The sequence below is a fragment of the Plantactinospora sp. GCM10030261 genome (genome assembly GCF_042666615.1).
Lineage (GTDB): Bacteria > Actinomycetota > Actinomycetes > Mycobacteriales > Micromonosporaceae > KBS50.
In genome coordinates, this window is sequence record NZ_JBHTDD010000010.1 from 51684 (window position 1) to 73227 (window position 21544).

The 21544-nt window shown below is 72.1% G+C and carries 20 protein-coding genes; 16 read left to right on the top strand and 4 right to left on the bottom strand.

What is annotated here, in order from left to right; translation table 11 throughout:
- Positions 1-22: 22 nt before the first annotated feature.
- A complete protein-coding gene (locus ACFQUZ_RS14260; RefSeq protein ID WP_377442116.1) occupies positions 23-958 on the bottom strand; it encodes an anti-sigma factor in 936 nt (311 codons plus the stop codon).
- On the bottom strand, positions 912-1514 hold the full coding sequence (locus ACFQUZ_RS14265; protein ID WP_377442119.1) for an RNA polymerase sigma factor: 603 nt from the start codon (positions 1512-1514) through the stop codon (positions 912-914). The genes ACFQUZ_RS14260 and ACFQUZ_RS14265 overlap by 47 nt, the downstream gene beginning before the upstream one ends.
- Positions 1515-1739: 225 nt before the next feature.
- Here ACFQUZ_RS14265 and ACFQUZ_RS14270 point away from each other — a divergent pair, with 225 nt between their 5' ends.
- The 6 genes from ACFQUZ_RS14270 (at position 1740) to ACFQUZ_RS14295 (ending at position 7205) form a co-directional block, all read left to right on the top strand.
- On the top strand, positions 1740-2576 hold the full coding sequence (locus tag ACFQUZ_RS14270; protein ID WP_377442121.1) for a DUF4397 domain-containing protein: 837 nt from the start codon (positions 1740-1742) through the stop codon (positions 2574-2576).
- Positions 2573-3238 (top strand): class F sortase, encoded by a 666-nt coding sequence (locus ACFQUZ_RS14275; protein ID WP_377442124.1) that lies wholly within the window; start codon positions 2573-2575, stop codon positions 3236-3238. The genes ACFQUZ_RS14270 and ACFQUZ_RS14275 overlap by 4 nt, the downstream gene beginning before the upstream one ends.
- Positions 3239-3352: 114 nt before the next feature.
- Complete coding sequence (locus ACFQUZ_RS14280; RefSeq protein ID WP_377442126.1) at positions 3353-4531, top strand: cysteine desulfurase family protein; 1179 nt, start codon at positions 3353-3355, stop codon at positions 4529-4531.
- A 133-nt stretch (positions 4532-4664) separates the two neighbouring features.
- Positions 4665-5735 (top strand): tRNA 2-thiouridine(34) synthase MnmA, encoded by a 1071-nt coding sequence (mnmA, locus tag ACFQUZ_RS14285; RefSeq protein WP_377442129.1) that lies wholly within the window; start codon positions 4665-4667, stop codon positions 5733-5735.
- A 23-nt stretch (positions 5736-5758) separates the two neighbouring features.
- Positions 5759-6769, top strand: coding sequence for a methionine synthase (locus ACFQUZ_RS14290; RefSeq protein WP_377442131.1), 1011 nt, complete (start codon positions 5759-5761; stop codon positions 6767-6769).
- 37 nt (positions 6770-6806) lie between these two features.
- Entirely contained in the window at positions 6807-7205 is a 399-nt protein-coding gene (locus ACFQUZ_RS14295; RefSeq protein ID WP_377442133.1) for a VOC family protein, read from the top strand.
- A gap of 17 nt (positions 7206-7222) precedes the next feature.
- On the opposite strand, the gene ACFQUZ_RS14300 is transcribed toward ACFQUZ_RS14295, so the two are convergent.
- The gene (locus ACFQUZ_RS14300; protein WP_377442135.1) at positions 7223-7636 is read right to left on the bottom strand and encodes a PIN domain-containing protein; all 414 of its coding nucleotides are present in this window, start codon (positions 7634-7636) and stop codon (positions 7223-7225) included.
- The gene (locus tag ACFQUZ_RS14305; protein ID WP_377442137.1) at positions 7633-7896 is read right to left on the bottom strand and encodes a hypothetical protein; all 264 of its coding nucleotides are present in this window, start codon (positions 7894-7896) and stop codon (positions 7633-7635) included. Before ACFQUZ_RS14305 ends, ACFQUZ_RS14300 begins: the two co-directional genes overlap by 4 nt.
- 110 nt (positions 7897-8006) lie before the next feature.
- On the opposite strand from ACFQUZ_RS14305, the gene ACFQUZ_RS14310 reads away from it, so the two are divergent.
- The 10 genes from ACFQUZ_RS14310 to ACFQUZ_RS14355 all read left to right on the top strand — a co-directional run bounded on the left by ACFQUZ_RS14310 (position 8007) and on the right by ACFQUZ_RS14355 (position 21443).
- On the top strand, positions 8007-9002 hold the full coding sequence (locus ACFQUZ_RS14310) for an ADP-ribosylglycohydrolase family protein (RefSeq protein ID WP_377442139.1): 996 nt from the start codon (positions 8007-8009) through the stop codon (positions 9000-9002).
- 144 nt (positions 9003-9146) lie between these two features.
- Positions 9147-11279, top strand: coding sequence for an NAD-dependent DNA ligase LigA (gene ligA / locus ACFQUZ_RS14315; RefSeq protein ID WP_377442141.1), 2133 nt, complete (start codon positions 9147-9149; stop codon positions 11277-11279).
- A gap of 361 nt (positions 11280-11640) precedes the next feature.
- Complete coding sequence (locus ACFQUZ_RS14320) at positions 11641-14046, top strand: EAL domain-containing protein (protein ID WP_377442143.1); 2406 nt, start codon at positions 11641-11643, stop codon at positions 14044-14046.
- Positions 14047-14153: 107 nt separating this feature from the next.
- Positions 14154-14459, top strand: a complete 306-nt coding sequence (gatC, locus tag ACFQUZ_RS14325; protein WP_377442145.1) for an Asp-tRNA(Asn)/Glu-tRNA(Gln) amidotransferase subunit GatC — start codon at positions 14154-14156, stop codon at positions 14457-14459.
- Positions 14456-15931 carry an Asp-tRNA(Asn)/Glu-tRNA(Gln) amidotransferase subunit GatA gene (gene gatA, locus ACFQUZ_RS14330; RefSeq protein ID WP_377442147.1) on the top strand — a complete coding sequence of 492 codons (1476 nt, stop codon included), beginning with the start codon at positions 14456-14458 and terminating at the stop codon, positions 15929-15931. The genes gatC and gatA overlap by 4 nt, the downstream gene beginning before the upstream one ends.
- Positions 15932-15944: 13 nt before the next feature.
- Positions 15945-17444 carry an Asp-tRNA(Asn)/Glu-tRNA(Gln) amidotransferase subunit GatB gene (gene gatB / locus ACFQUZ_RS14335; protein WP_377442150.1) on the top strand — a complete coding sequence of 500 codons (1500 nt, stop codon included), beginning with the start codon at positions 15945-15947 and terminating at the stop codon, positions 17442-17444.
- 57 nt (positions 17445-17501) lie between these two features.
- Positions 17502-18299 carry an IclR family transcriptional regulator gene (locus ACFQUZ_RS14340; RefSeq protein ID WP_377442152.1) on the top strand — a complete coding sequence of 266 codons (798 nt, stop codon included), beginning with the start codon at positions 17502-17504 and terminating at the stop codon, positions 18297-18299.
- A gap of 147 nt (positions 18300-18446) precedes the next feature.
- On the top strand, positions 18447-18941 hold the full coding sequence (locus tag ACFQUZ_RS14345) for a VOC family protein (RefSeq protein ID WP_377442154.1): 495 nt from the start codon (positions 18447-18449) through the stop codon (positions 18939-18941).
- Between the two features lies 1 nt (position 18942).
- Positions 18943-20616, top strand: coding sequence for a bifunctional 3-(3-hydroxy-phenyl)propionate/3-hydroxycinnamic acid hydroxylase (locus ACFQUZ_RS14350; protein WP_377442156.1), 1674 nt, complete (start codon positions 18943-18945; stop codon positions 20614-20616).
- Positions 20613-21443, top strand: coding sequence for a fumarylacetoacetate hydrolase family protein (locus ACFQUZ_RS14355; RefSeq protein ID WP_377442158.1), 831 nt, complete (start codon positions 20613-20615; stop codon positions 21441-21443). Before ACFQUZ_RS14350 ends, ACFQUZ_RS14355 begins: the two co-directional genes overlap by 4 nt.
- Positions 21444-21544 lie beyond the last annotated feature (101 nt).

The window sequence follows — 21544 nt, forward strand, 5'->3', positions numbered from 1 at the left end:
GGAGCTGAAGCCGGCCCGTCGGTCAGCTCGACAGGGTGCCGCGCAGCAGGCTGTCACCGGAGTGCGCGGGCTTGTTGTCGTACGACTCGGCGGAAACGTCGACCAACCGGTAGGTAGACAGGTCCACATTGGATGGTAGGGGCAACAGGGCGTCGACGTCCCGGATCGTCCCCACCGAGAACATGTTCATAGTATCCGGGTCGATCAGCCACACCTCGTAGTAGCCGGGAACCGCGGGAAGGTTCGCCACGTGCAGGTGCAGTCTGCCGTCCTCGAACACCCGGGCATCGCCGGTCGCCTCCGGGGGCGTCTGCCCGTACGCGGCCAGCGGCGCGCTCGCCACCACGGTCGGCGCCGGTTGCTCGGGCAGGTCCGCTCCGCGTACCGCGATCAGGGTGCCGGCTACCCCGACGGCGAGCGCGGCGACGGCCGTCAGCGCGGTGGTCGCCCAGGTCGGCCAGCGCCGGCGCCGGGTCGGCGGCCGGGAGGTGCCGGCGGGTCTGGTGGTGCCGCCCGATCCGCCGGTGGGGCGGGAGGCGGGGGCCGGTCGGGCGGCACGGCCCGATACCGGCCGCGACGACGGCGCGGACCCGGCAAGCCCGTCCATGGCGTCCCCGGGCCGCAGGTCGGTCGCGGGTCCGGGCGCCGCGTCGGCGGTTGGCCCGGACACCCGGTCGGCGGTTGACACCCGGCCGTCGGTTGGCCCGGACACCCGGTCGGCGGTTGATCGCCCGTCCTCGGCGGCGATGCCGGCGAGGACGCCGTCCCAGAGGTGGACCGGCGGCGCCGGAAGGTCACGCAGCTCCCGCGTCTGCGCGCCCAGCCCGGCCACGTGCCGCAGGCTGTCGATCTCCGACCGGCACTCGGCGCAGGCGGCGACGTGGTCGGCGTCCGTGGCCTCGGCCGTCGGCTCACCGAGCGCCAGAAAGACCAGCCGATCGTGATCCAGGTGCCGCACCGTCCACCTCCCAACGTCGTCGCAGACTTGCCATGCCTCGTCGGATGTGGCTCTTCACGGTCCCCAGCGGTACACCCGTCATTGTCGCGATCTGCTGGTGCGTCAGGTCGTCGTAGAACGCCAGCTCCAGCATGCGCCGCTGATCGTCCGGGAGCGTCGCCAGCTCGTCCGCGATCACCAGCCGGTCGACCACCCGGTCCGGGTCGGCGGGGGTCGCGCCGGGGTCGGGACGTTGCCTGACCGCCGCGACGACCCGGTCCTCCCGGGACGTCGCCCGCAGGCGGTCGATCACCTTCCGCCGGCCGATGCCGAGCAACCAACCGAGCAACGTCCCGCGCGCCGGGTCGAAGCCCTCCCGGCCGAGCCAGGCGGCGACGAAGGTGGCCTGGGTGACGTCCTCGGCGTCGGCCCGATTGGCGAGCGTGCTGGTGGCGAGGTGGAACACCGCCCGCGCATACCGGTCGTAGACCTCGCGCAGCGCCGTCTCGTCGCCGTCGACGAACCGTTTCGGCAGGTCGTCGGGCGACACGGTGTCATGCGGATCGGCCTTGGTCACCAGGCGGGCCACCTTTCGTGGTGCATGCCCGACTGTAGCCGCCACCCTCATCACCCACATTCCCCGGTCAGCTCCGGCGGGCCTGCTGCTGACCACCCCTTCGACCTGGAACCGCCCCCCGGATGCGGCCGGAGAGCAATTTCACCGTTGCATCCAGCCGTCCGGCCGATGGCGTAACTCCCGACAAGCCGATCACCGAGATCAGCGGATCACCAGGAGGATGAGATGGCAGTTTCGTACCTGCGCCGGGTCGCCGTGGGCGGCGCGGCGGCCGCGGTCGCCTTCGCGGGCGTCGGCGCCTTCACCGCCACCCCCGCGTACGCGGCGTCGTCGAAGGTCTCCGTCGTGCACGGGATCCCCGACCAGCCGGTCGACGTGTACGTCAACGGGGAGAAGACGATAAGCGACTTCAAGCCGGGTGCGGTGGCCGGACCGCTGGATCTCGAAGAGGGCAGCTACGACATCGCGCTGACCAAGCCGGGTGAGCCGATCGCCCAGGCGATCCTCAAGGCGGACGACGCCCAGGTGCCCGGCGGCGCCAACATCAGCATCGCCGCCCACCTCGACGCCAGCGGCCAGCCCAAGATCACGCCGTTCGCCAACGACGTGAGCCGGCTCGGTGCCGGTGAGGCCCGGCTCATCGTCCGGCACACCGCGGCCGCACCGGCGGTGGACGTGCGCGCCGGCGGCGAACCGGTATTCGAGGACCTGACCAACCCGAACGAGGCCAAGGCCGACATCAAGGCCGGCAACGTCGAGGCGGACGTGGTGCTCGCCGGCACCGACACGGTCGCGATCGGCCCCGAGAGCCTCACCCTCGCCGAGGGCACGGCGACGATCGTGTACGCGATCGGCTCGGCCGAGGCCCAGTCGCTGACCTTGGTGGCGCAGACCATCGAGGGTCTGCACTCGGCGCCGGGCGGGGTGCCGAGCGGCACCGGTGGCCAGGCTGGCACCGGCCTCACCACCTGGTGGTACGCGCTGGCCGCGGCCGGCGTCCTGCTGCTGGTCGGTGGCGGTGCCCGGCTGGTCGCCGGCCGGCCGGCTCCGGTTCGCCGATGACCGTACGCGATCGTGGCGCGCTGGCGGCGGTTGCCGCCGGCGTCGCCGCGCTCACCCTGGCCGGCCTGGTCGCCTGCGCCTCCCGACCGGCGCCGGACGTCGGTGGTGACGAGGCCCGCCGGCTCGCCACGCCGAGCGGGTCGGCGTCCGCGTCATCTGCCGGGACCGAACCGACGATCCCGGTGGCGTCCGGTGACCTGCCGACCGATTCGCGCGTTCCGCCGACCCGCCTGGTGATCCCGAGAATCGGGGTCACCGCAACCGTCAACCCGGTCGGCATCGACGAGCGGAGCGGTGACTTCGCGGTGCCGCCCAGCGTGGACCAGATCGGCTGGTACCGGTACGGGCCGGGCCTGGAAACGACCGCTGGCTCCGTGGTCGTCGCCGGTCATGTGGACAGCGCCGAGCAGGGCAAGGGCGCGTTCTTCCGGCTGCGCGAACTCGATCGGGGCGATCGCATGACGGTCACCGGGGCGGACGGCAGGGAGCGTGCCTACCAGGTGGTTGCCCGGGAGGAGTACGCCAAGACGAAGATCCCGCTGGACCGCTACTTCGCGCGGGACGGTTCGCCGCGGCTGACCTTGATCACCTGTGGTGGTCCGTTCGATTCGAAGACCCGGCACTACCGCGACAACATCGTGGTGACCGCCGTGCCCGCCTGACAGCCAGGCCGGGCCGGATCGCGCCAGGGCCGTCGGCCTGGCGCGGTCCGGCGGCGTCAACAGGGCACTACGCGAAAGGCGGCGACGACGGGCCCTTCCCTACACTGGAGCGTGATGGCATACCTGGATCACGCGGCGACCACGCCGATGCTCGACGAGGCGTTGGAGGCGTACGTCGCGACCGCCCGCGAGGTCGGCAACGCGTCCTCGCTGCATGCCGCGGGCCGGTGCGCACGCCGGCGGGTGGAGGAGTCCCGCGAGCGGGTGGCCGCCGCGCTTGGCGCCCGCCCGTCCGAGGTGATCTTCACCGGCGGCGGCACGGAGAGCGACAACCTGGCCGTCAAGGGGATCTTCTGGGCCCGGCGGTCCGCCCGACCGACCCGGACCCGGGTGGTGGTCAGCGCGGTCGAGCATCACGCCGTCCTCGACGCGGTGCACTGGCTGGGTGGCCACGAGGGCGCGGCGGTGAGCTGGCTGCCGGTGGACAGCGCCGGCCGGATCGAGGTGGCCGCCCTCGCGGCGGTGCTCGACACCTACCCGGACGATGTGGCCGTGGTCAGCACCATGTGGGCCAACAACGAGGTGGGCACCGTGCAACCGGTGGCCGAGCTGGCCGCGGTGGCGGCGCGGGCCGGTGTCCCGCTGCACACCGACGCGGTGCAGGCGGTCGGTCAGGTCCCGGTGGACTTCACCACCAGCGGCGTCGCGGCCCTCACCCTGACCGGGCACAAGATCGGTGGTCCGGTGGGTGTGGGTGCGCTGCTGCTCGGTCGAGACGTGCCCTGCATGCCGCTGCTGCACGGGGGCGGGCAGGAACGCGACGTCCGGTCGGGCACCCTCGACACGCCAGGGGTGGTCGCCTTCGCGGTGGCTCTGGAGACGGCGGTCAAGCGCCAGGAGGAGTACGCGGCCCGGCTGCGCGGTCTGCGGGACGAGCTGGTGGGCCGGGTCCGGGCCGCCGTTCCCGATGTGATCTTCAACGGTGATCCGGACCACCGGCTGCCGGGCAACGCGCACCTGAGCTTCCCCGGCTGCGAGGGGGATGCCCTGCTGATGCTGCTGGACGCCCAGCAGATCGCCTGCTCCACCGGGTCGGCCTGCTCGGCCGGGGTGGCCCAGCCGTCGCACGTGCTGCTCGCGATGGGCGCGGACGACGCACGGGCCCGCTCGTCGCTGCGGTTCTCACTGGGCCACACGTCGACGCGGGCGGACGTCGAGGCGTTGGTCGCCGCCCTGCCGGGTGCCGTGGAACGGGCCCGACGGGCCGGCGCGATCCGCTCCACCCGGCCCTGACGACCCGCGCGATCACCCCAGGGGTCCACGCCGGCGGCCAGCAGGCCACCGGCGACGGCGCCCGGACCGCCGAGCCCGGCGGCGCCGACCCGCGAGCCCGGCGGCTACCCTCGATGGGCGAAGGAGGTGTCGGATGAGGGTCCTGGCGGCGATGTCCGGTGGCGTGGACTCGGCCGTGGCGGCCGCGCGGGCGGTCGATGCCGGGCACGACGTGACCGGCGTCCACCTCGCGCTCGCACGCAACCCGCAGACCTACCGTTCCGGGGCGCGCGGTTGCTGCACGATCGAGGACTCCCGGGACGCGCGGCGTGCCGCCGACGTGATCGGCATCCCGTTCTACGTGTGGGATATGGCCGACCGCTTCCACTCCGACGTGGTGGACGACTTCGTCGCCGAGTACGCGGCCGGCCGTACCCCGAATCCCTGCCTGCGCTGCAACGAGAAGATCAAGTTCGCCGCGGTGCTGGACCGGGCGGTCGCCCTGGGCTTCGACGCGGTGGTCACCGGCCACCACGCCCGGCTCGGCCCGGACGGTCTGTTGCGGCGCAGCGTCGACGTGGCCAAGGACCAGTCGTACGTGCTGGCGGTGCTGACCCGCGAGCAGCTCGACCGGTCGGTGTTCCCGCTCGGCGACTCGACGAAGGCCCAGGTCCGGGCCGAGGCCGCCGAGCGTGGGCTGGCCGTCGCCGACAAGCCGGACTCGCACGACATCTGCTTCATCGCCGACGGTGACACCCGGGGCTTCCTCGCCGAGCGCCTCGGCGAGACGCCCGGCGACATCGTCGACGCGCAGACCGGGGCGGTGGTCGGGGCGCACCGCGGCGCGTACGCGTACACGGTGGGCCAGCGGCGCGGCCTGGCCCTGGACCGGCCGGCGGCGGACGGTAGGCCCCGGTACGTGCTGTCGGTGACCCCGGTCAGCAACACCGTCACGGTCGGCCCGGCGGAGGCGCTGGAGGTGTCGAGCGTGCGCGCCGAGCGGCCGGTGTGGACCGGCGGCCCGGCGCCGACCGGTCCGGTGGAGTGCCTGGTCCAGCTGCGCGCGCACGGCTCGGTGGCGCCCGCCGTGGTCCGGCTCGACGGTGCCGCGCTGCACGCCGAGCTGCGCGAGCCGGTGCGCGGGGTGGCGGCCGGGCAGGCCATCGTGGCGTACCGCCCGGACCCTGATGGCGACGTGGTGCTGGGCTCCGCCACCATCGCCTGACCCAGGCCCTAGAGTTGGCCGGCGTGACCAACGGAACCTGGCCGTGGCCGGCCGGCGCGGCGACCGGGATCGGCTCGCAGCCCGGCGTCGACATCGCCGAGGCGCAGCGGATCGTCCTCGGTGAGCTGCCGGACCTGCCGTATCTGCCGGAGCTGCCCGACCGGGGCCCCGGCGCGGACCTGATCGGCCGCACCGCCGGGCTGCTCGTCGAACTGCCGGTCGAGCTGTACGCGGCCCGTTGGCGGGTCGCCGCCCGCGCCGGACGGGACCTGCGCCGCGCCCGCGATCTGATGGAGCGCGACCTGGACCAGCTCGCCGAGCAGGCCGAGCGTTTCACCGGCACGGTCAAGGTCCAGGCCGCCGGTCCGTTCACCCTCGCCGCCGGGATCGACCTGGCCGGCGGCGGCCGCCTGGTGCGCGATCCGGGCGCGGTCCGCGACCTCACCGGCTCCCTGGCCGAGGGGGTACGCGGACACGTGACCGAACTCCGGCGCCGGCTGCCGGGCGCGACCGTGCTGCTGCAACTCGACGAGCCGTCGCTGCCGGCGGTGCTCGCCGGGCGGATACCCACCGAGAGCGGCCTGGGCACCTACCGTTCGGTGGAACCGGTGCCGGCCGCCGACGCCCTGCGTACCGTCATCGAGGCCGCCGACGCGCCGACCGTGGTGCACTGCTGCGCCCGGGACGTACCGCTGGATCTGATCCGATCGGCCGGTGCCGTCGCGGTCGCGCTGGACCTGGGCCTGGTCGACCGGCTCGACCCGCTCGGTGAGGCGATCGATGCCGGCCTCGGGCTGCTGGCCGGCGTGGTACCCGCGGTCCCGGCGGCCGGTGACGACTCCGCCGGGCCGACCTCGGCACGCGCCGCGGACCTGGTCTTCCGGCTGTGGGACGGGCTCGGCTTTCCCCGGTCCCGGCTGCCCGAGCAGGTTGTCGTCACGCCGACCTGCGGGATGGCCGGGGCCAGCGCCGGATACGTGCGGGCCGCGCTGACCGCCTGCCGCGACGCGGGGCGCCGGCTCGTCGAGCAGTGACGTTTTCCTGTCGGGGGTGCCGGGCACGATGGCGGGCATGATTGGACAGCTCCGCACGGTGGTCATCGACACGCCGGACCCGCGCGCCCTTGCCGGCTTCTATTCCGAACTGCTCGGCCTGCCGGTCTTCGGCGACGACGACGAGGACCCGAACTCCTGGGTGGTGCTCGGCGGCCCGCCCGGCCACCAGCCGCGGCTGGCGTTCCAGCGGGCGGTCAACCTGCGCGCGCCGCGCTGGCCGGACCCGGAGCGTCCGCAGCAGTTCCACCTCGACGTCACGGTCAGCGACATCGAGACGGCCGAGGCCGCGGCGCTCAAGCTGGGTGCGACCCGGCTGCCCGGCGAGGGTGACGGTTTCCGGGTGTACGCCGACCCGGCCGGGCACCCGTTCTGCCTCTGCTGGGACGCCGACAGTCCCGGGAACGGTGAATCATGATCGGGGCCGGCGTCGGGTCAGATCTTCACGACGGTGACGCGGTCGCCGCACAGCGCGCGGAGGTCATCAGGGTCTGACGTCACGATCGTGATCGGGCCGGGGGCGGCGAGAGCAGTGGCGCCGAGCATGGCGTCGATGGCGTACCTGTGGCCGTGCAGACCGGCGTCGGCGAGCAGAGCGGCCGCGTGGCGCGCGATGGGTTCGGTGACCGGCTCGACAACGAGGCGGGACAGGGTCCAGTCCAGCGCCGCTCGGTTGATCCGCGGGTGGACCACCTCGACGAGGGTGGCCGCTGACGTGATCACGCGTAGGTCGTCGGCGCGCGCGAGGGCGAGCCAGCCGGTGACCGCACGGTTGCGCAGGACGGCTTGGGCAAGTCCTTCGCTGTCCAGGACGAGGGTGCCGCCGGGGATGGCGGGGGAACGGATCACGCGGCGTCCGCCCTGTTCCGTGCCTGCTGGCGGCGAGCCTGGTGAAGCTGGTCCCGCAGGGCCTGGATCTCGTCGTCCGTGATCGGACCGTGTTCGGCCTCGGCCACGGCGACAAGTTCGTTGAGGTTGTCCCGTTCGATCTGACGGGCGACGGCGGCGGTGACGTAGGCGGACAGTCCCGAGGGACCGCTGCGGGCCTTGGCGGCGTCCGCGATGTCACGCGGCATGGTGATCGAGTACTTGCCGGTAGGATCAGTCATGCTACTCATCCTACCTCTTGTGCTCTCGCCGCCACGCCACCTTGGTCGGGCACCCGTTCTGCCGCTGCTGGGACGCCGACAGTCCGGGGAATGGTGAATCATGAGCGACCATGACCTCCACCCGCGCCTCCGGCTCCCTGTTCGGCCTCGCCTACGGAGACGCCCTCGGTAAGCCGACCGAGTTCCTCCAGATCGACGAGATCGTCCGCCGGTACGGGCCGACCGGTCCCCGACGGCTCGACGGGGACCCGGCGTTGGTCACCGACGACACCCAGATGGCACTGGCGGTCGGCTGGGCGCTGCGGGAGGCGCCGGCGGCCACCTCGCCGGTCCTGGAACCGCTGCTGCGGGACCGTTTCGTCGCCTGGTCGGTCAGTCCGGAAAACAACCGAGCGCCCGGCATGACCTGCCTGCGGGCCTGCGCCGCGCTGTCCGAGGGGCTGCCCTGGCAACAGGCCACGGTGGCCGGGTCCAAGGGCTGCGGGGCCAACATGCGGGTCACGCCGGTCGGCCTGGTGCCCGGGTGGGACCTCGACACGCTCGCCGGCGTCGCTCAGTTGCAGGCCGGGTTGACCCACGGTCACCCGACGGCCCTGGCCGCCAGCGAACTGACCGCGTACGCGGTCCGGGTGTTGCGCGACGGCGCCGCGCCGGCCGAGCTGCCGGCGCTGCTCCGGGCCCGGGCGCTGGACCAGCGGCGCACCTACCGGGCCGAGTGGTTGGGCGATCTGTGGCAGCGGCCCGGCGTGTCGGATCCCGTCGAGTTCATCAGCCGAGGGTGGGCGGAGTGCCTCGGCGCGCTCGACCGGCTGGACGCGGCGCTGGCCGAGCCGGACGACCGCGGCGACCCGTGCCGCGCCACCGGTGAGGGCTGGATCGCCGAGGAGGCGCTGGCCACCGCGTTGCTCTGCACGTTGCGGCACGCCGACGACCCGGTCGCGGCGCTGGCCCGGGCGGCCACCACATCCGGCGACTCCGACTCGATCGCCGCGCTGGCCGGTGCCTTCCTGGGCGCCGCGCACGGGATGGCGGGCTGGCCGGCGGGGTGGGCCGACCAGATCGAGTACGCCGACCAGCTCGCCGCCCTGGGCGCCGCCTGGGACTGAGCGGCATCCACCGCGGGTCCGACCACCCGGTCCGGTGCGGTGCGGACACGCTGGCGGGCCCACTTCGCCACGGGTCGGACGGATGTCGGGGGTCCGGGATAGCGTTCGCAGGAGCGGTCCAACGGGCGGAACAGGAGGTCAACGGTGTCCGAGGAGGCCATCGGCCAGCAGGTCAGCGCCGCGCAGGAGGCGGCCGCCGGTGCCGAGCCGCCGGCCGAGGCGCGGGACCGGCACGCCACGCTGAGCCAGGAGATCACCGACCATCAGTACCGCTACTACGTGCTCGACTCGCCCACCGTCGCGGACGCCGAGTTCGACACCCTGCTGCACGAGCTGGAGGCGCTGGAGGAGAGCTACCCGTCGCTGGTGACGCCCGAGTCACCGACTCAGCGGGTGGGCGGCACGTTCTCCACCCTGTTCACCCCGGTCGAGCACGCCGAGCGGATGATGTCCCTGGACAACGCGTTCGACCTGGACAAGCTGGCGGCCTGGGCGGAGCGGGTGGAGCGGGACGCCGGCGGCCCGGTGGCCTACCTGTGCGAGCCCAAGGTCGACGGGCTGGCGATCAACCTGACCTACGAACGTGGTCGGCTGGTGCGGGCGGCGACCCGAGGCGACGGCCGCACCGGTGAGGACGTGACGCCCAACGTCCGGACGATCCGCGAGGTGCCCGAGCGGCTCACCGGCGGCAAGCCGCCGGAGTTCATCGAGGTGCGCGGGGAGATCTACTTCCCGGTGGCCGCCTTCGCCCAGTTGAACGCGTCCCTGGTCGAGCAGGGCAAGGCGCCGTTCGCCAACCCCCGCAACGCGGCCGCCGGCAGCCTCCGGCAGAAGGATCCGCGGATCACGGCCGGTCGTGGCCTGCGAATGGTGGTGCACGGCATCGGCGCCCGGCGCGGCCTGCGGCTCACCGCCCAGTCCGCGGCGTACGAGAAGCTGCGGGACTGGGGCCTGCCGACCAGCGACCGGTGGCGGGTCGTGCCCGACCTCGACGGCGTGCGGGACTACATCGACTACTACGCCAAGAACCGGCACAAGGTCGAGCACGAGATCGACGGCGTGGTGGTCAAGGTGGACCCGGTGGCGATCCAGGGCCGGCTCGGCTCCACGAGCCGGGCCCCACGTTGGGCGATGGCCTTCAAATACCCGCCCGAGGAGGTCACCACCAAGCTGCTCGACATCGAGGTCGAGGTGGGTCGCACCGGACGAGTCACGCCACGGGCCCTGCTCCAGCCGGTCAAGGTGGCCGGCTCCACCGTCGCGTACGCCACCCTGCACAACGCCCGCGAGGTCGAGCGCAAGGGGGTGCTGATCGGCGACACGGTGGTGGTCCGCAAGGCGGGGGACGTGATTCCGGAGGTGCTCGGCCCGGTCGTCGACCTGCGGCCGGAGGACGCACGTCCGTTCGAGATGCCGACGAAGTGCCCGTCCTGCGGCACCCGGCTCGCGCCGGCCAAGGAGAGCGACATCGACATCCGCTGTCCCAACTCCCGCACCTGCCCGGCCCAGCTCCGGGAACGCCTGTTCTATCTGGCCGGTCGGGACGCGTTGGACATCGAGGTGCTCGGCTACAAGTCGGCCGGCGCGCTGCTGGAGTCGGGTGTGATCGCCGACGAGGGTGACCTGTTCTTCCTCGACGCCGACCGGCTGGCCGGCGTGCCGTTCTTCGTCAACAAGGACGGCACGCTGGGCAGCAATGCCGTCAAGCTGCTGGACAACCTCGGCGAGGCGAAGGTCCGTCCGCTGTGGCGGGTGCTGGTGGCGCTGTCCATCCGGCACGTTGGTCCGACGGCCGCGCGGGCCCTGGCCCGGCACTTCGGCTCGATCCCGGCGATCGAGAGCGCCGCGGAGGAGGAACTGTCCTCGGTCGAGGGAGTGGGACCGACGATCGCAGCAAGCATCGGGGAATGGTTCGGCGTCGGCTGGCACCGGGACGTGGTACGCAAGTGGAGTGAGGCGGGCGTCCGGATCGCGGAGGACCGCGCGGACGAGGGTCCTCGGCCGCTCGACGGGGTGACCGTCGTGGTTACCGGGACCCTCTCCGGCTTCTCCCGGGACCAGGCGGCCGAGGCCGTCCAGGAACGCGGAGGCAAGGTCAGCGGTTCGGTGTCCAAGAAGACCGACTTCGTGGTGGTCGGCGACAACCCGGGGAGCAAGGCGGACAAGGCGTACTCGCTGAAGCGGCCTGTCCTGGACGAGGAGGGCTTCGTCGTCCTCCTCGAACAGGGTCCCGAGGCGGCCCGCGCGGTGGCCCGGACCGGCGACACCGCCGGCTGATCGGCCCGACCGAGGACGCCGCCGGCCGAGGGGCCCGGCCGTTGGCGGCGGTCGGACCGGCGGTGCGCCGCCGGGTCGCCGTCCGGCATCGGCCGCCGGACCGGCAGCGGTTCGGGTGATGCGGAACCGAGGGGCCGCGTGGCGCGAGCGGTCGGCGTACGCTGGCGGATCGGTCGCCGCGCAATCGGGCGCCTCCCGGATGGTGATGAGACCCTCGGCGAGATGTGCTGTATTCCAAGTTAGTCACGACTACGTCCGTTTCGTGTCTGTCGTACCCCGGAGCACTGGCTTGGGGCGTTTGATGGAACAAGCGGCGTGACCTGGCCGGTCGCGCCGAGACACACAGGCGTCGGGAGGTGCCATGGAGGCCGCGTCGCTGCGGAACTCCGTTCCCCCCGGGCGGGCCGCCGCGTTCTTCGGCTTCGTCTGGACGGTGGTGGCCGTGGCCGTGGCGATAAGCGCCGCCCCGCTCACCGCGCTGCCCGGCCTGCTGTCCACCCTGCCGGTGGCCTTCTGGCTGATGGCTGCCCTGGCCGTGGCCGCCGACGCGCACCCGTTCACACCACCCGGGCGCCGGTCGAGCCCCGCCGTCTTCCCATCCGTCTGCCTGACCTTCGCGATCCTGCTCGGTTGGGGGCTGGGGCCGGCCATCGCCACCCAGACCGCCGCGGTCGCCGTGTCGAGTTGGCGGATGCGGCACACCGTCTGGCGAGCCGCCTTCAACGCCGCCCAGTACGCCTGGGCGCTCGGCGCCGCGTACGCCGTCACCCGCCTCGCCCCGCGCGACCTGCTGTCCGGTTGGCCGGCGCCGTGGACCGACGTGGCGGTGGCGGCCGCGGCGGCGGCCTCGTGGTTCCTGGTCAGCTACGGCCTGGTCACCCTGGCTCTGCGGATGCGGTTCGGGACCAGATGGTGGCCCGCCTTCCGTCAGGGGTTCGCCTTCGAGGCGGTCTCCAACGGCGCGTTGCTGTTGTTGGCGCCCGTGCTGGTGGCCGCCGCCCGGACCACTGCCGCGCTGGTCCCGCTCGTGCTGGTGCCCCTCTACGCGGTGTCGCGGATGGTCCGGCTCTCCGGCGAGCAGGAACGGCTGACCCGCCTGGACCCGCTCACCGGCCTGGCCAACCGGAAGGCGTTGCTCACCGACGTGACCGAGCAGCTCGCGCTGCACGCGGAGCGGGCGGCGAAGGGCGCGCCGGTCCACCTCGCGCTGCTGCTGCTCGACCTTGACCGGTTCAAGCACGTCAACGACGCGCTCGGCCACGCGGTCGGCGACCGGCTCCTGGTGGAGGTCGGCCACCGGCTGGTCGGCACCGTACGCCCTGGAGACACCGTCGTCCGGTTGGGCGGCGACGAGTTCGCCATCGTCGCGGGCGGGCTGCCGGATGTCGACGCCGCCCGAGAGATCGCGGATCGGGTGGTGGCGGCCCTGACCGAGCCGGTGTCGCTGGACGGGCTGCCGCTGGACGTCGGCGGTTCGATCGGCATCGCGCTCTATCCGGCACACGGCCGGGACATCGAGACCCTGATGCGGCACGCCGATGTGGCGATGTACGACGCCAAGCACCGGGGTGACACGGTGGCGGTGTACGCGCCCGAGTCGGACCACAACTCGCCGGAGCGGCTGAGCCTGCTCGCCGATCTGCGTCAGGTGTTGGAGGCGCCGGGGGCCACCGGTTCCGGCGATGCCGGCGAGATCGCCATGTACTACCAGCCGCAGATAGCGATCGCCACGGGCCAGGTGGTCGGTGTCGAGGCGCTGCTGCGCTGGCGGCATCCGCGACGCGGAATGGTGGATCCGGAGGAGCTGATCCGGGTCGCCGAACAGAGCGCCGTGATGCGCCTGTTGACCCGCCGGGTCGTCGACGACGTGGTGGAACAGGTGGCCAAGTGGTCGGCGGCCGGGATGGTGCTGCGCGCCGCCGTGAACGTCAGCGTTCGGGACCTGCACACCGGTGAGATCGCCGACCAGATCGCCGATCGGCTGGCCCGTTTCAACGTACCGCCGGAGCAACTCCAGCTGGAGATCACCGAAGGCGCACTGATGGCGGACCCGCGTCGCGTGCTGGCCACCATCTCCCGGCTGGACAAGATCGGCGTGGCGATCGCGCTTGACGACTTCGGCACCGGCTACTCATCCATGCAGCACCTGCGCCGGCTACCGCTGGCCGAGGTCAAGGTCGACCGGTCGTTCGTACTCGGCATGGCGGTCGACGCCGACGACGCCGCCATCGTCCGATCGATGATCGAGTTGGCTGGCGCCCTGGGCCTGCGGGTGGTGGCCGAGGGCGTCGAGGACGAGCGGACCTGGCGGTTGCTGCACGCCGCCGGCTGCGACATCGCCCAGGGCTGGTTCTACGCGCGGCCGATGCCGGCCGAGGACCTGGCGGCCTGGTTGTCCCGGTACCGCCCGCTCAAGCCGGGGCCGGCGCAGCAGGGCGGGGGCCGGCACCGCTGGCCGACCGCCACCATCCGGTCGGCCCGCGTCCGGCCAACCCTTGGGTCGACCGAGGACGGGTTGGACGGAACCGGGCCGATCGAGGCCGCGCCGATCGTCATCCCACCCGCCGGAAGCGGTATGGGAGAAGGCGGTCCGGCTGGCGACGGTCCGGCTGCCGAACCGGCCGGGAACGGAACGGTCGGGAGTGGGCCGGCCGCGGAACCGGCGGGGAGTGGTCCGGCCGCCGAACCGGCGGGGAGTGGTCCGGCCGCCGAACCGGCGGGGAGTGGTCCGGCCGCCGAACCGGCGGGGAGCGACGGCGTGGATTGAGTCGGGCCGCGTCCTCCGGTGGCGGTTTCGGGGGAGCCGGTAGCCGGCCACCGCTCGGCGGGAAATAGACTCGGCCGGACGTTCGGACGCAGGTACGGAGGATACGGATGGCCGCCATCTCCCGCGAGGAGGTCGCGCACCTGGCGCGCCTGTCGCGGCTCGCCGTCACGGAAGAGGAACTGGCGACCTTCGCCGGCCAACTCGACGTGATCCTGCAGTCGGTCGCCCGGGTGGGGGAGGTCGCCGCCGCGGACATCCCGCCCACGTCGCACTCGGTGCCGCTGACGAACGTGCTGCGCGAGGACGTGGTGGTGCCCGGACTGAGCCCCGAGGAGGCCCTGTCCGGTGCGCCGGACGCCGAGGAGCAGCGGTTCCGGGTCCCCCGGATCCTCGACGAGGAGGCAGCCTCATGAGTGAGCTGATTCGCATGACGGCGACCGAGATCGCCGAGCGGGTCGCCGCCGGCGAGGTGTCGGCGACCGAGGTGACCCGGGCCCACCTGGACCGGATCGCCGCCGTCGACGACCAGGTGCATGCCTTCCTGCACGTCGACGTCGACGGCGCGCTGGCCGCCGCCCGTTCCGTGGACGAGCGCCGGACCGCCGGTGAGCCACTCGGCCCACTGGCCGGCGTGCCGGTCGCGGTCAAGGACGTGCTCGCCACCAGAGGCGTGCCCACCACGGTCGGCTCGAAGATCCTGGAGGGTTGGCGCCCGCCCTACGACTCGACGATCGTGCGGCGGCTGCGCGCCGCCGGCACGGTGATGCTCGGCAAGACCAACATGGACGAGTTCGCAATGGGCTCGTCGACCGAGTACTCCGCCTACGGCCCGACCCGCAACCCGTGGGACCTGACCCGGATCCCGGGCGGCTCCGGCGGCGGCAGTTCGGCCGCGCTGGCCGCGTACGAGGCTCCGCTGGCCATCGGTTCGGACACCGGCGGATCCATCCGCCAGCCGGGCGCGGTCACCGGCACCGTGGGGGTCAAGCCCACGTACGGCGGCACCTCCCGGTACGGCCTGGTGGCGTTCTCCTCGTCGCTGGACACTCCGGGCCCGTGCGCCCGGACGGTGCTGGACGCGGCGCTGCTGCACGCGGCGATCGGCGGGCACGACCCGCGCGACTCCACCTCCATCCCGCGGCCGGTGCCAGACGTGGTGGCCGCCGTCCGGGCCGGCGCCGGCGGGGACCTGACCGGTGTCCGGCTGGGCCTGGTCCGGGAGTTTTCCGGCGAGGGCGCGGAGCCGGGTGTGCTGGCCGCCTTCCGGGACGCCGTGGCCGCGCTCACCAAGCTGGGCGCCGAGGTGGTCGAGGTGTCCTGCCCACACTTCGAGTACGCGCTGCCGGCGTACTACCTGATCAACCCGAGCGAGTGCTCGTCCAACCTGGCCCGGTTCGACGGGGTGCGTTTCGGTCTGCGGGTCGGCGACGACGGCAACCGGTCGCTGGAGGAGGTCATGTCGCTGACCCGGGAGGCCGGCTTCGGCCCCGAGGTGAAGCGGCGGATCATGCTCGGCACGTACGCCCTCTCGTCCGGCTACTACGACGCCTACTACGGCCAGGCGCAGAAGGTGCGGACGCTTATCACGCGGGACTTCACCGCCGCGTTCGAGCAGGTGGACGTGCTGATCTCGCCGACCACGCCGTTCGTGGCGTTCCCGTTCGGCTCCCGTACCGCCGACCCGTACCAGATGTATCTGGCCGACCTGTTCACCATCCCGACCAACCTGTACGGCGGGCCGGGAATCTCGGTGCCGTGCGGCCTGTCCGAGGGGTTGCCGGTCGGTCTCCAGGTCATGGCGCCGACCATGGCCGACGACCGGATGTACCGGGTCGCCGCGGCGCTGGAATCCGCGGTCGGCACCCTCACCCCACCGGCACTGTGAGGCAGGAGCACCGATGACCACGACACTGCCCGCGTACGACGAGGTTGTCGCGCGGTACGAGCCGGTGATCGGCCTGGAGACGCACGTCGAGCTGGGCACGAACACCAAGATGTTCTGCGGCTGCCCGACCGACTTCGGTGGCGAGCCGAACACCCGGGTCTGCCCGGTCTGCCTCGGCCTGCCCGGCTCGCTGCCGGTGGCCAACAAGGCGGCCATCGAGGCGACGATCCGGATCGGACTCGCGCTGAACTGCACCATCGCCGAATGGTGTCGGTTCGCCCGGAAGAACTACTTCTACCCGGACATGCCGAAGAACTTCCAGATCAGCCAGTACGACGAGCCGCTCTGCGTGGACGGGTACCTGGACGTCGATGTCGACGGGGAGACCGTGCGGATCGGCATCGAGCGGGTGCACCTGGAGGAGGACACCGGCAAGACGCTGCACGTCGGCGGGGCCACCGGCCGGATCCACGGCGCCACCGAGTCGCTCGTCGACTACAACCGGGCCGGTATCCCGCTGGTGGAGATCGTCACCAAGCCGATTCCCGGCACCGGCGCGCTCGCGCCACACGTGGCCAGGGCCTACGTCACGGAGCTGCGGGACGTTCTCCGGTCGCTCGGCGTCTCCGACGTCCGGATGGAGGAGGGCTCGCTGCGCTGCGACGTGAACACGTCGCTGAACCTGCCGGGCGCCGACTGGGGCACCCGGACCGAGACCAAGAACGTCAACTCGCTGCGTTCGGTGGAGCGGGCGGTCCGTTCCGAGATGTTGCGTCAGGCGTCGGTGCTGGACAACGGTGGTCGGATCACCCAGGAGACCCGGCACTTCCACGAGGACACCGGCGACACCACCCCGGGCCGGTCCAAGGAGACGGCGACCGACTACCGGTACTTCCCGGAGCCCGACCTGGTGCCCCTGGCCCCGGACCCGGCCTGGGTGGCCGAGCTGAAGGCCGCCCTGCCCGAGCTGCCGCGGCTGCGCCGCCAGCGCATCCAGCGCGACTGGGGGCTCTCCGACCTCGACATGCAGTCGGTGCTGAACGCCGGCGCCGTGGAGCTGATTGAGCAGACGGTGGCCGCCGGCGCCACGCCGGCCGGGGCCCGCAAGTGGTGGCTCGGCGAGCTGTCCCGGCGGGCCAACGAGGCCGGTGTCGAGCTGGCCGACGCGGGCGCCACCCCGGCCCAGGTGGCGGAGCTGCAACGGCTGGTCGACGAGGGGAAGCTCAACGACAAGCTGGCCCGGACGGTGCTGGAGGGCGTGGTGGCCGGCGAGGGGACGCCGACCGACATCATGCGCAACCGGGGTCTTGAGGTGGTCTCCGACACCGGCGCGCTGACCGCCGCCGTGGACGAGGCGATCGCCGCGAACCCGGCCATCGCCGACAAGGTCCGCAGCGGCAAGGTGGCCGCCGCCGGCGCCCTGGTGGGCGCGGTCATGAAGGCCACCCGGGGGCAGGCCGACGCCAAGTCGGTACGCGAGCTGGTGCTGGCCCGCCTCGGCGTCGAGGGCTGAACCGAGCCGTCCCTGCCGCCGGACCGGACGGCCGTCCGGTCCGGTATCTTGTCCTGTATGGCAGGAGCGAAGGTCCAAAACGCGAGCACGTACCGGCCGAGGAACTCGACGGCGGACCGGGCCTTGGACATCCTGTTGATGTTCGACGACGCTCATCTCGCGCTCTCCGCGGCCCAGGTGAGCGAGCATATCGGGGTTGCGCGGTCGTCGACGTACCGATATCTGCAGAGCCTCGTGTCGATGGGATTCATCGAGGAAACTGAATCGGCCACGTACCGTCTCGGGCCGCGGGTGCTGGACCTGGCACGGCTGGCGCGTAGGGGTTTCGGCCTGTCGGAACTCGCCCGACCGATCATGGCTCGGTTGGCCGGCGAGGTGGGCGAGACCGTCCTGCTCACCCGCCGCTCAGGTACCGCCGTGGTCTGCGTGGAGCGGGAGGAATCCCGGTCCGGTCCGGTGCGGTTGTCGTACGAGCGCGGGCACATCCTGCCGAGCAACGCGGGGGCGGCGGCCCACGTACTGCTTGCCTGGGCGGCGCCGGATGAGGTGGCGGCGGTGCTGGATGCCAGCGAGCTGACCCGGTTCACCGATCGGACGATCACCACAAGGCGGGACCTGACGGCGCGCCTCGCCGAGATCCGCCAGGCCGGGTACGCGATATCCCGGGGCGAGGTGGACCCGGACGTGCTCGGCGTGGCGGCTCCGGTCAGGGACGACCGCGACCGGGTGGTCGCCGCGATCAGCGTGGCGGCGTTGTCCCGCCGGGTTGACGACTCCCGGCTGCCGGACGTCATCGCGTCGGTGCGCGAGGCCGCCGACGAGCTCAGCGGTCTCCTCGGGTTGGCACGGGCGTAACTACCACCCGTTCTGAAACCATCACCCGTCCCGATCGGCGAGCCGGAATCGGCTGATCGGACCAGTTGACGGGCGGGCTTCCGCGCGACTAGCGTCTGCCGAAATACAGGACTGGTGTCGCGAAAAACAGGAACAGGGGTGGTTGTCGTGGGGGTCGTCGAGCTGGGGCACACCGGATTCTGGGTGGAGGACCTGGAGCGAATGACCGACTTCTACACCCGGATGGTGGGGCTGACCGTCACGGACCGGGACGAGGACCTCGGCATCGTCTTCCTCAGCTCCCGTCCGGCGCAGGAGCACCACGAACTGGTCCTGCAGCGGGGCCGCACCGCACCACCCGGCTCGAAGCTGACCCATCAGGTGTCGTGGCGGGTGGACTCGCTGGACGGACTGTTGGAGTTTCACCGACGCTTCCGCGACGCGGGGGTGCCGGTGCAGCAGGAGGTCACCCACGGCAACGCGTTCGGCATCTACTTCTTCGATCCCGAGGACAACCGCAACGAGGTCTACCTGCGTCTCGATCGCGACGTGCGGCAGCCGTTCCGCCGGACGCTGAACCTGGACCAGTCACCGGAGCAGATCTACGCGGAGGCGGAGCGGCTGCTCGGCGATTCCGGGCCCGCCTACCAGCCGGTTCAGTGACGTGTCGACGGACACCGACGTGGTGATCGTAGGCGCCGGGCCGACGGGACTGACGGCGGCCAATCTGCTCGGCGCCTACGGCGTACGCACCATGCTGGTGGAGCGCAACGCGACGACCAGCGACCAGGCGAAGGCGATCAGCATCGACGACGAGTCGCTGCGTACCCTGCAGATGGCCGGCTGGGACGAGCCGGCGTACGACATCCTGCTCCCTGGAACCGGCACCCGGTACTTCGGGGCGAACGGCCGGATGCTGACGCATGCCCGGGGGGCGGCACCGTACCGGCTCGGTCACCCGTTCAAGAACCCGTTCGCCCAGCCGGACCTGGAGCGGGTGCTTCACGAAGGGCTGGCCAGGTTCGACCACGTGGACGCCCGGTTCGACACTGAGCTGATCGCCGTCGACCCGGACCACGACGGAATGGCGGTGACCCTGTCCGGGACCGACGGTGAACGCCAGGTCCGCACGCGGTACGTCCTCGGCTGCGACGGCGGGCAGAGCACGCTGCGCGAGTTGCTCGCCATTCCGATGCTCGGCCGCTCCTTCGACCAGGTGTGGCTGGTGGTGGACGCTCTGGAGGATCGACACGACCAGCGTTTCGGGATGCACCACGGCGACCCCCGCCGGCCCCACGTGATCGTGCCGGGAAGAAACGGGCGATGTCGGTACGAGTTCCTGTTGCGTCCGGGCGAGGGACGGGCCGGGGAGGCGCCGTCGTTCGAGCTGATCCAGCGTCTGGTCGCCCCGTACCGGGACATCCGACCCGAGCAGGTGGAGCGGGCCGTGACCTACCGGTTCCATGCCCTGGTCGCGGCGACCTGGCGGCAGAACCGATGCCTGCTACTCGGCGACGCGGCGCACATGATGCCGCCCTTCGCCGGTCAGGGACTGAATTCCGGCTTCCGGGACGCCGCCAACCTGTGCTGGAAGGTGGCCGCCGTGGTCTCGGGGCGGGCCGGTGACCATCTGCTCGACACGTACGAGATCGAGCGTCGGCCACACGCCGAGGCGGTCGTCGCCCTGTCGGTCCGGCTGGGCGAGATCGTCATGACCACCAGCCGATCCCGGGCCCGACTGCGGGACCTCCTGGTGAAGGCCGCGTTGCGGGTACCGGCGGGACGTCGCTACCTGGAAGAGATGCGGTACCGGCCGACGACGAGATATCGGAAGGGCTACCTCGTCGCTTGCCGTGACGGACCGGGGCGGAACGTCGTCGGAACGGCGATACCGCAGCCCGACGTGATGATGGCCGGAAGCCATCGGCGCGTCCGCCTCGACGACGTGCTCGGTACCGGCGTGGCCCTGGTCGGGGTGGGCGTGCCCGCCGACGCCTGGGCGGCCGTCGGTGCCGTCCCGATAGCCGTCGACAACGCCCAGACATCCGCCGGCGTGGGCCGTGAAATCTCCTGGACGGAGCTGAGAAAAGTGGATTTCATGCTGGATGACAGACAGCCGCGGGCAGATGACGGTCGGTTGGCGGTGGCCGATATCGACGGCTCGCTGCAAACCTTCTGCCAGCCATTGCGCGGCCATTTCCTCCTCCTCAGGCCGGATCGGGTTGTCGCCGCGGTCACGGCACCACACGAGGCGGCGGCGGTCTTCGCCGCACTGGGCCGCCGCTGGGCGAACCGGGAGCAGGCGGTCCCGCCATCCCCCGCCGGGAGCCGACGATGAGATTGGCGACCCTGCGCACCCACACCGGAACCCGTGCCGCGCGAGTCGAAAATGACACCGCCGTCCTGTTACCACACGCCGACCTCAACGAACTGCTCGGCGAGCCGGACTGGACGACGTCAGCGGGTGGGAACGGCCCGCGGCTACCGCTGACCGATTGCCGCTTCGCGCCCGTGGTGCCACGCCCGAACAAGATCGTGTGTCTGGGTCTGAACTACCGCTCGCACATCCTGGAGATGGGCCGTGACGTGCCCCGGTACCCGACGCTGTTCGCCAAGTTCGATGGCGCGTTGATCGGGGCGTACGACCCCATCGAACTGCCGGCGGTCAGCGACCAGGTGGACTGGGAGGCCGAGCTCGGCGTGGTGATCGGTCGGCCCGCCCGTCGGGTCGGCGAGGCGGAGGCGCTTTCGTACGTCGCCGGCTACACCATCGTCAACGATGTGACGGTCCGGGACTGGCAGCACCGGACCCGGGAGTTCCTGTCCGGCAAGACGTTCGAGGCCACTACGCCGGTCGGTCCCGTCCTGGTGACCCGGGACGAGTTTCCGGACGGGCTGCCGGACCTGGCGCTGGAATGCACCGTTGACGGCGAGGTGACGCAGCGGGCGCGTACCGGCGACATGGTCTTCGACGTCGCCCAGATCGTGGCCTACGTCAGCGAGATCATCACTCTGCTGCCCGGTGACCTCATCGCGACGGGAACCCCGGGTGGGGTCGGTGCCGGTCGGAAACCGCCGGTCTTCCTCCGACCCGATCAGATCCTGGGCACCTCCGTCGAAGGGCTCGGCGCACAGCGGAACCGCTGTGTCACGGCTTCGTCCTGACGCCGGTGTCCGTCGCCGCGGCTCCGGATCACGCCATCTTCCAGCACAAACTCATTGACGCGACTAGCGCCGCCGCGTAGCGTCCTGCAAAACAGTTCTAC

Excerpts from the sequence above, each read along its gene's own strand:
- mnmA (WP_377442129.1), top strand. The coding sequence starts at position 4,665 with ATGAGGGTCCTGGCGGCGATGTCCGGTGGCGTGGACTCGGCCGTGGCG.
- ACFQUZ_RS14320 (WP_377442143.1), top strand. The coding sequence starts at position 11,641 with ATGGAGGCCGCGTCGCTGCGGAACTCCGTTCCCCCCGGGCGGGCCGCC.
- ACFQUZ_RS14355 (WP_377442158.1), top strand. The coding sequence starts at position 20,613 with ATGAGATTGGCGACCCTGCGCACCCACACCGGAACCCGTGCCGCGCGA.
- ACFQUZ_RS14310 (WP_377442139.1), top strand. The coding sequence starts at position 8,007 with ATGACCTCCACCCGCGCCTCCGGCTCCCTGTTCGGCCTCGCCTACGGA.
- ACFQUZ_RS14295 (WP_377442133.1), top strand. The coding sequence starts at position 6,807 with ATGATTGGACAGCTCCGCACGGTGGTCATCGACACGCCGGACCCGCGC.
- gatC (WP_377442145.1), top strand. The coding sequence starts at position 14,154 with ATGGCCGCCATCTCCCGCGAGGAGGTCGCGCACCTGGCGCGCCTGTCG.
- ACFQUZ_RS14270 (WP_377442121.1), top strand. The coding sequence starts at position 1,740 with ATGGCAGTTTCGTACCTGCGCCGGGTCGCCGTGGGCGGCGCGGCGGCC.
- gatA (WP_377442147.1), top strand. The coding sequence starts at position 14,456 with ATGAGTGAGCTGATTCGCATGACGGCGACCGAGATCGCCGAGCGGGTC.
- ACFQUZ_RS14340 (WP_377442152.1), top strand. The coding sequence starts at position 17,502 with ATGGCAGGAGCGAAGGTCCAAAACGCGAGCACGTACCGGCCGAGGAAC.
- ACFQUZ_RS14305 (WP_377442137.1), bottom strand. The coding sequence starts at position 7,896 with ATGACTGATCCTACCGGCAAGTACTCGATCACCATGCCGCGTGACATC.
- ACFQUZ_RS14275 (WP_377442124.1), top strand. The coding sequence starts at position 2,573 with ATGACCGTACGCGATCGTGGCGCGCTGGCGGCGGTTGCCGCCGGCGTC.
- ACFQUZ_RS14280 (WP_377442126.1), top strand. The coding sequence starts at position 3,353 with ATGGCATACCTGGATCACGCGGCGACCACGCCGATGCTCGACGAGGCG.
- gatB (WP_377442150.1), top strand. The coding sequence starts at position 15,945 with ATGACCACGACACTGCCCGCGTACGACGAGGTTGTCGCGCGGTACGAG.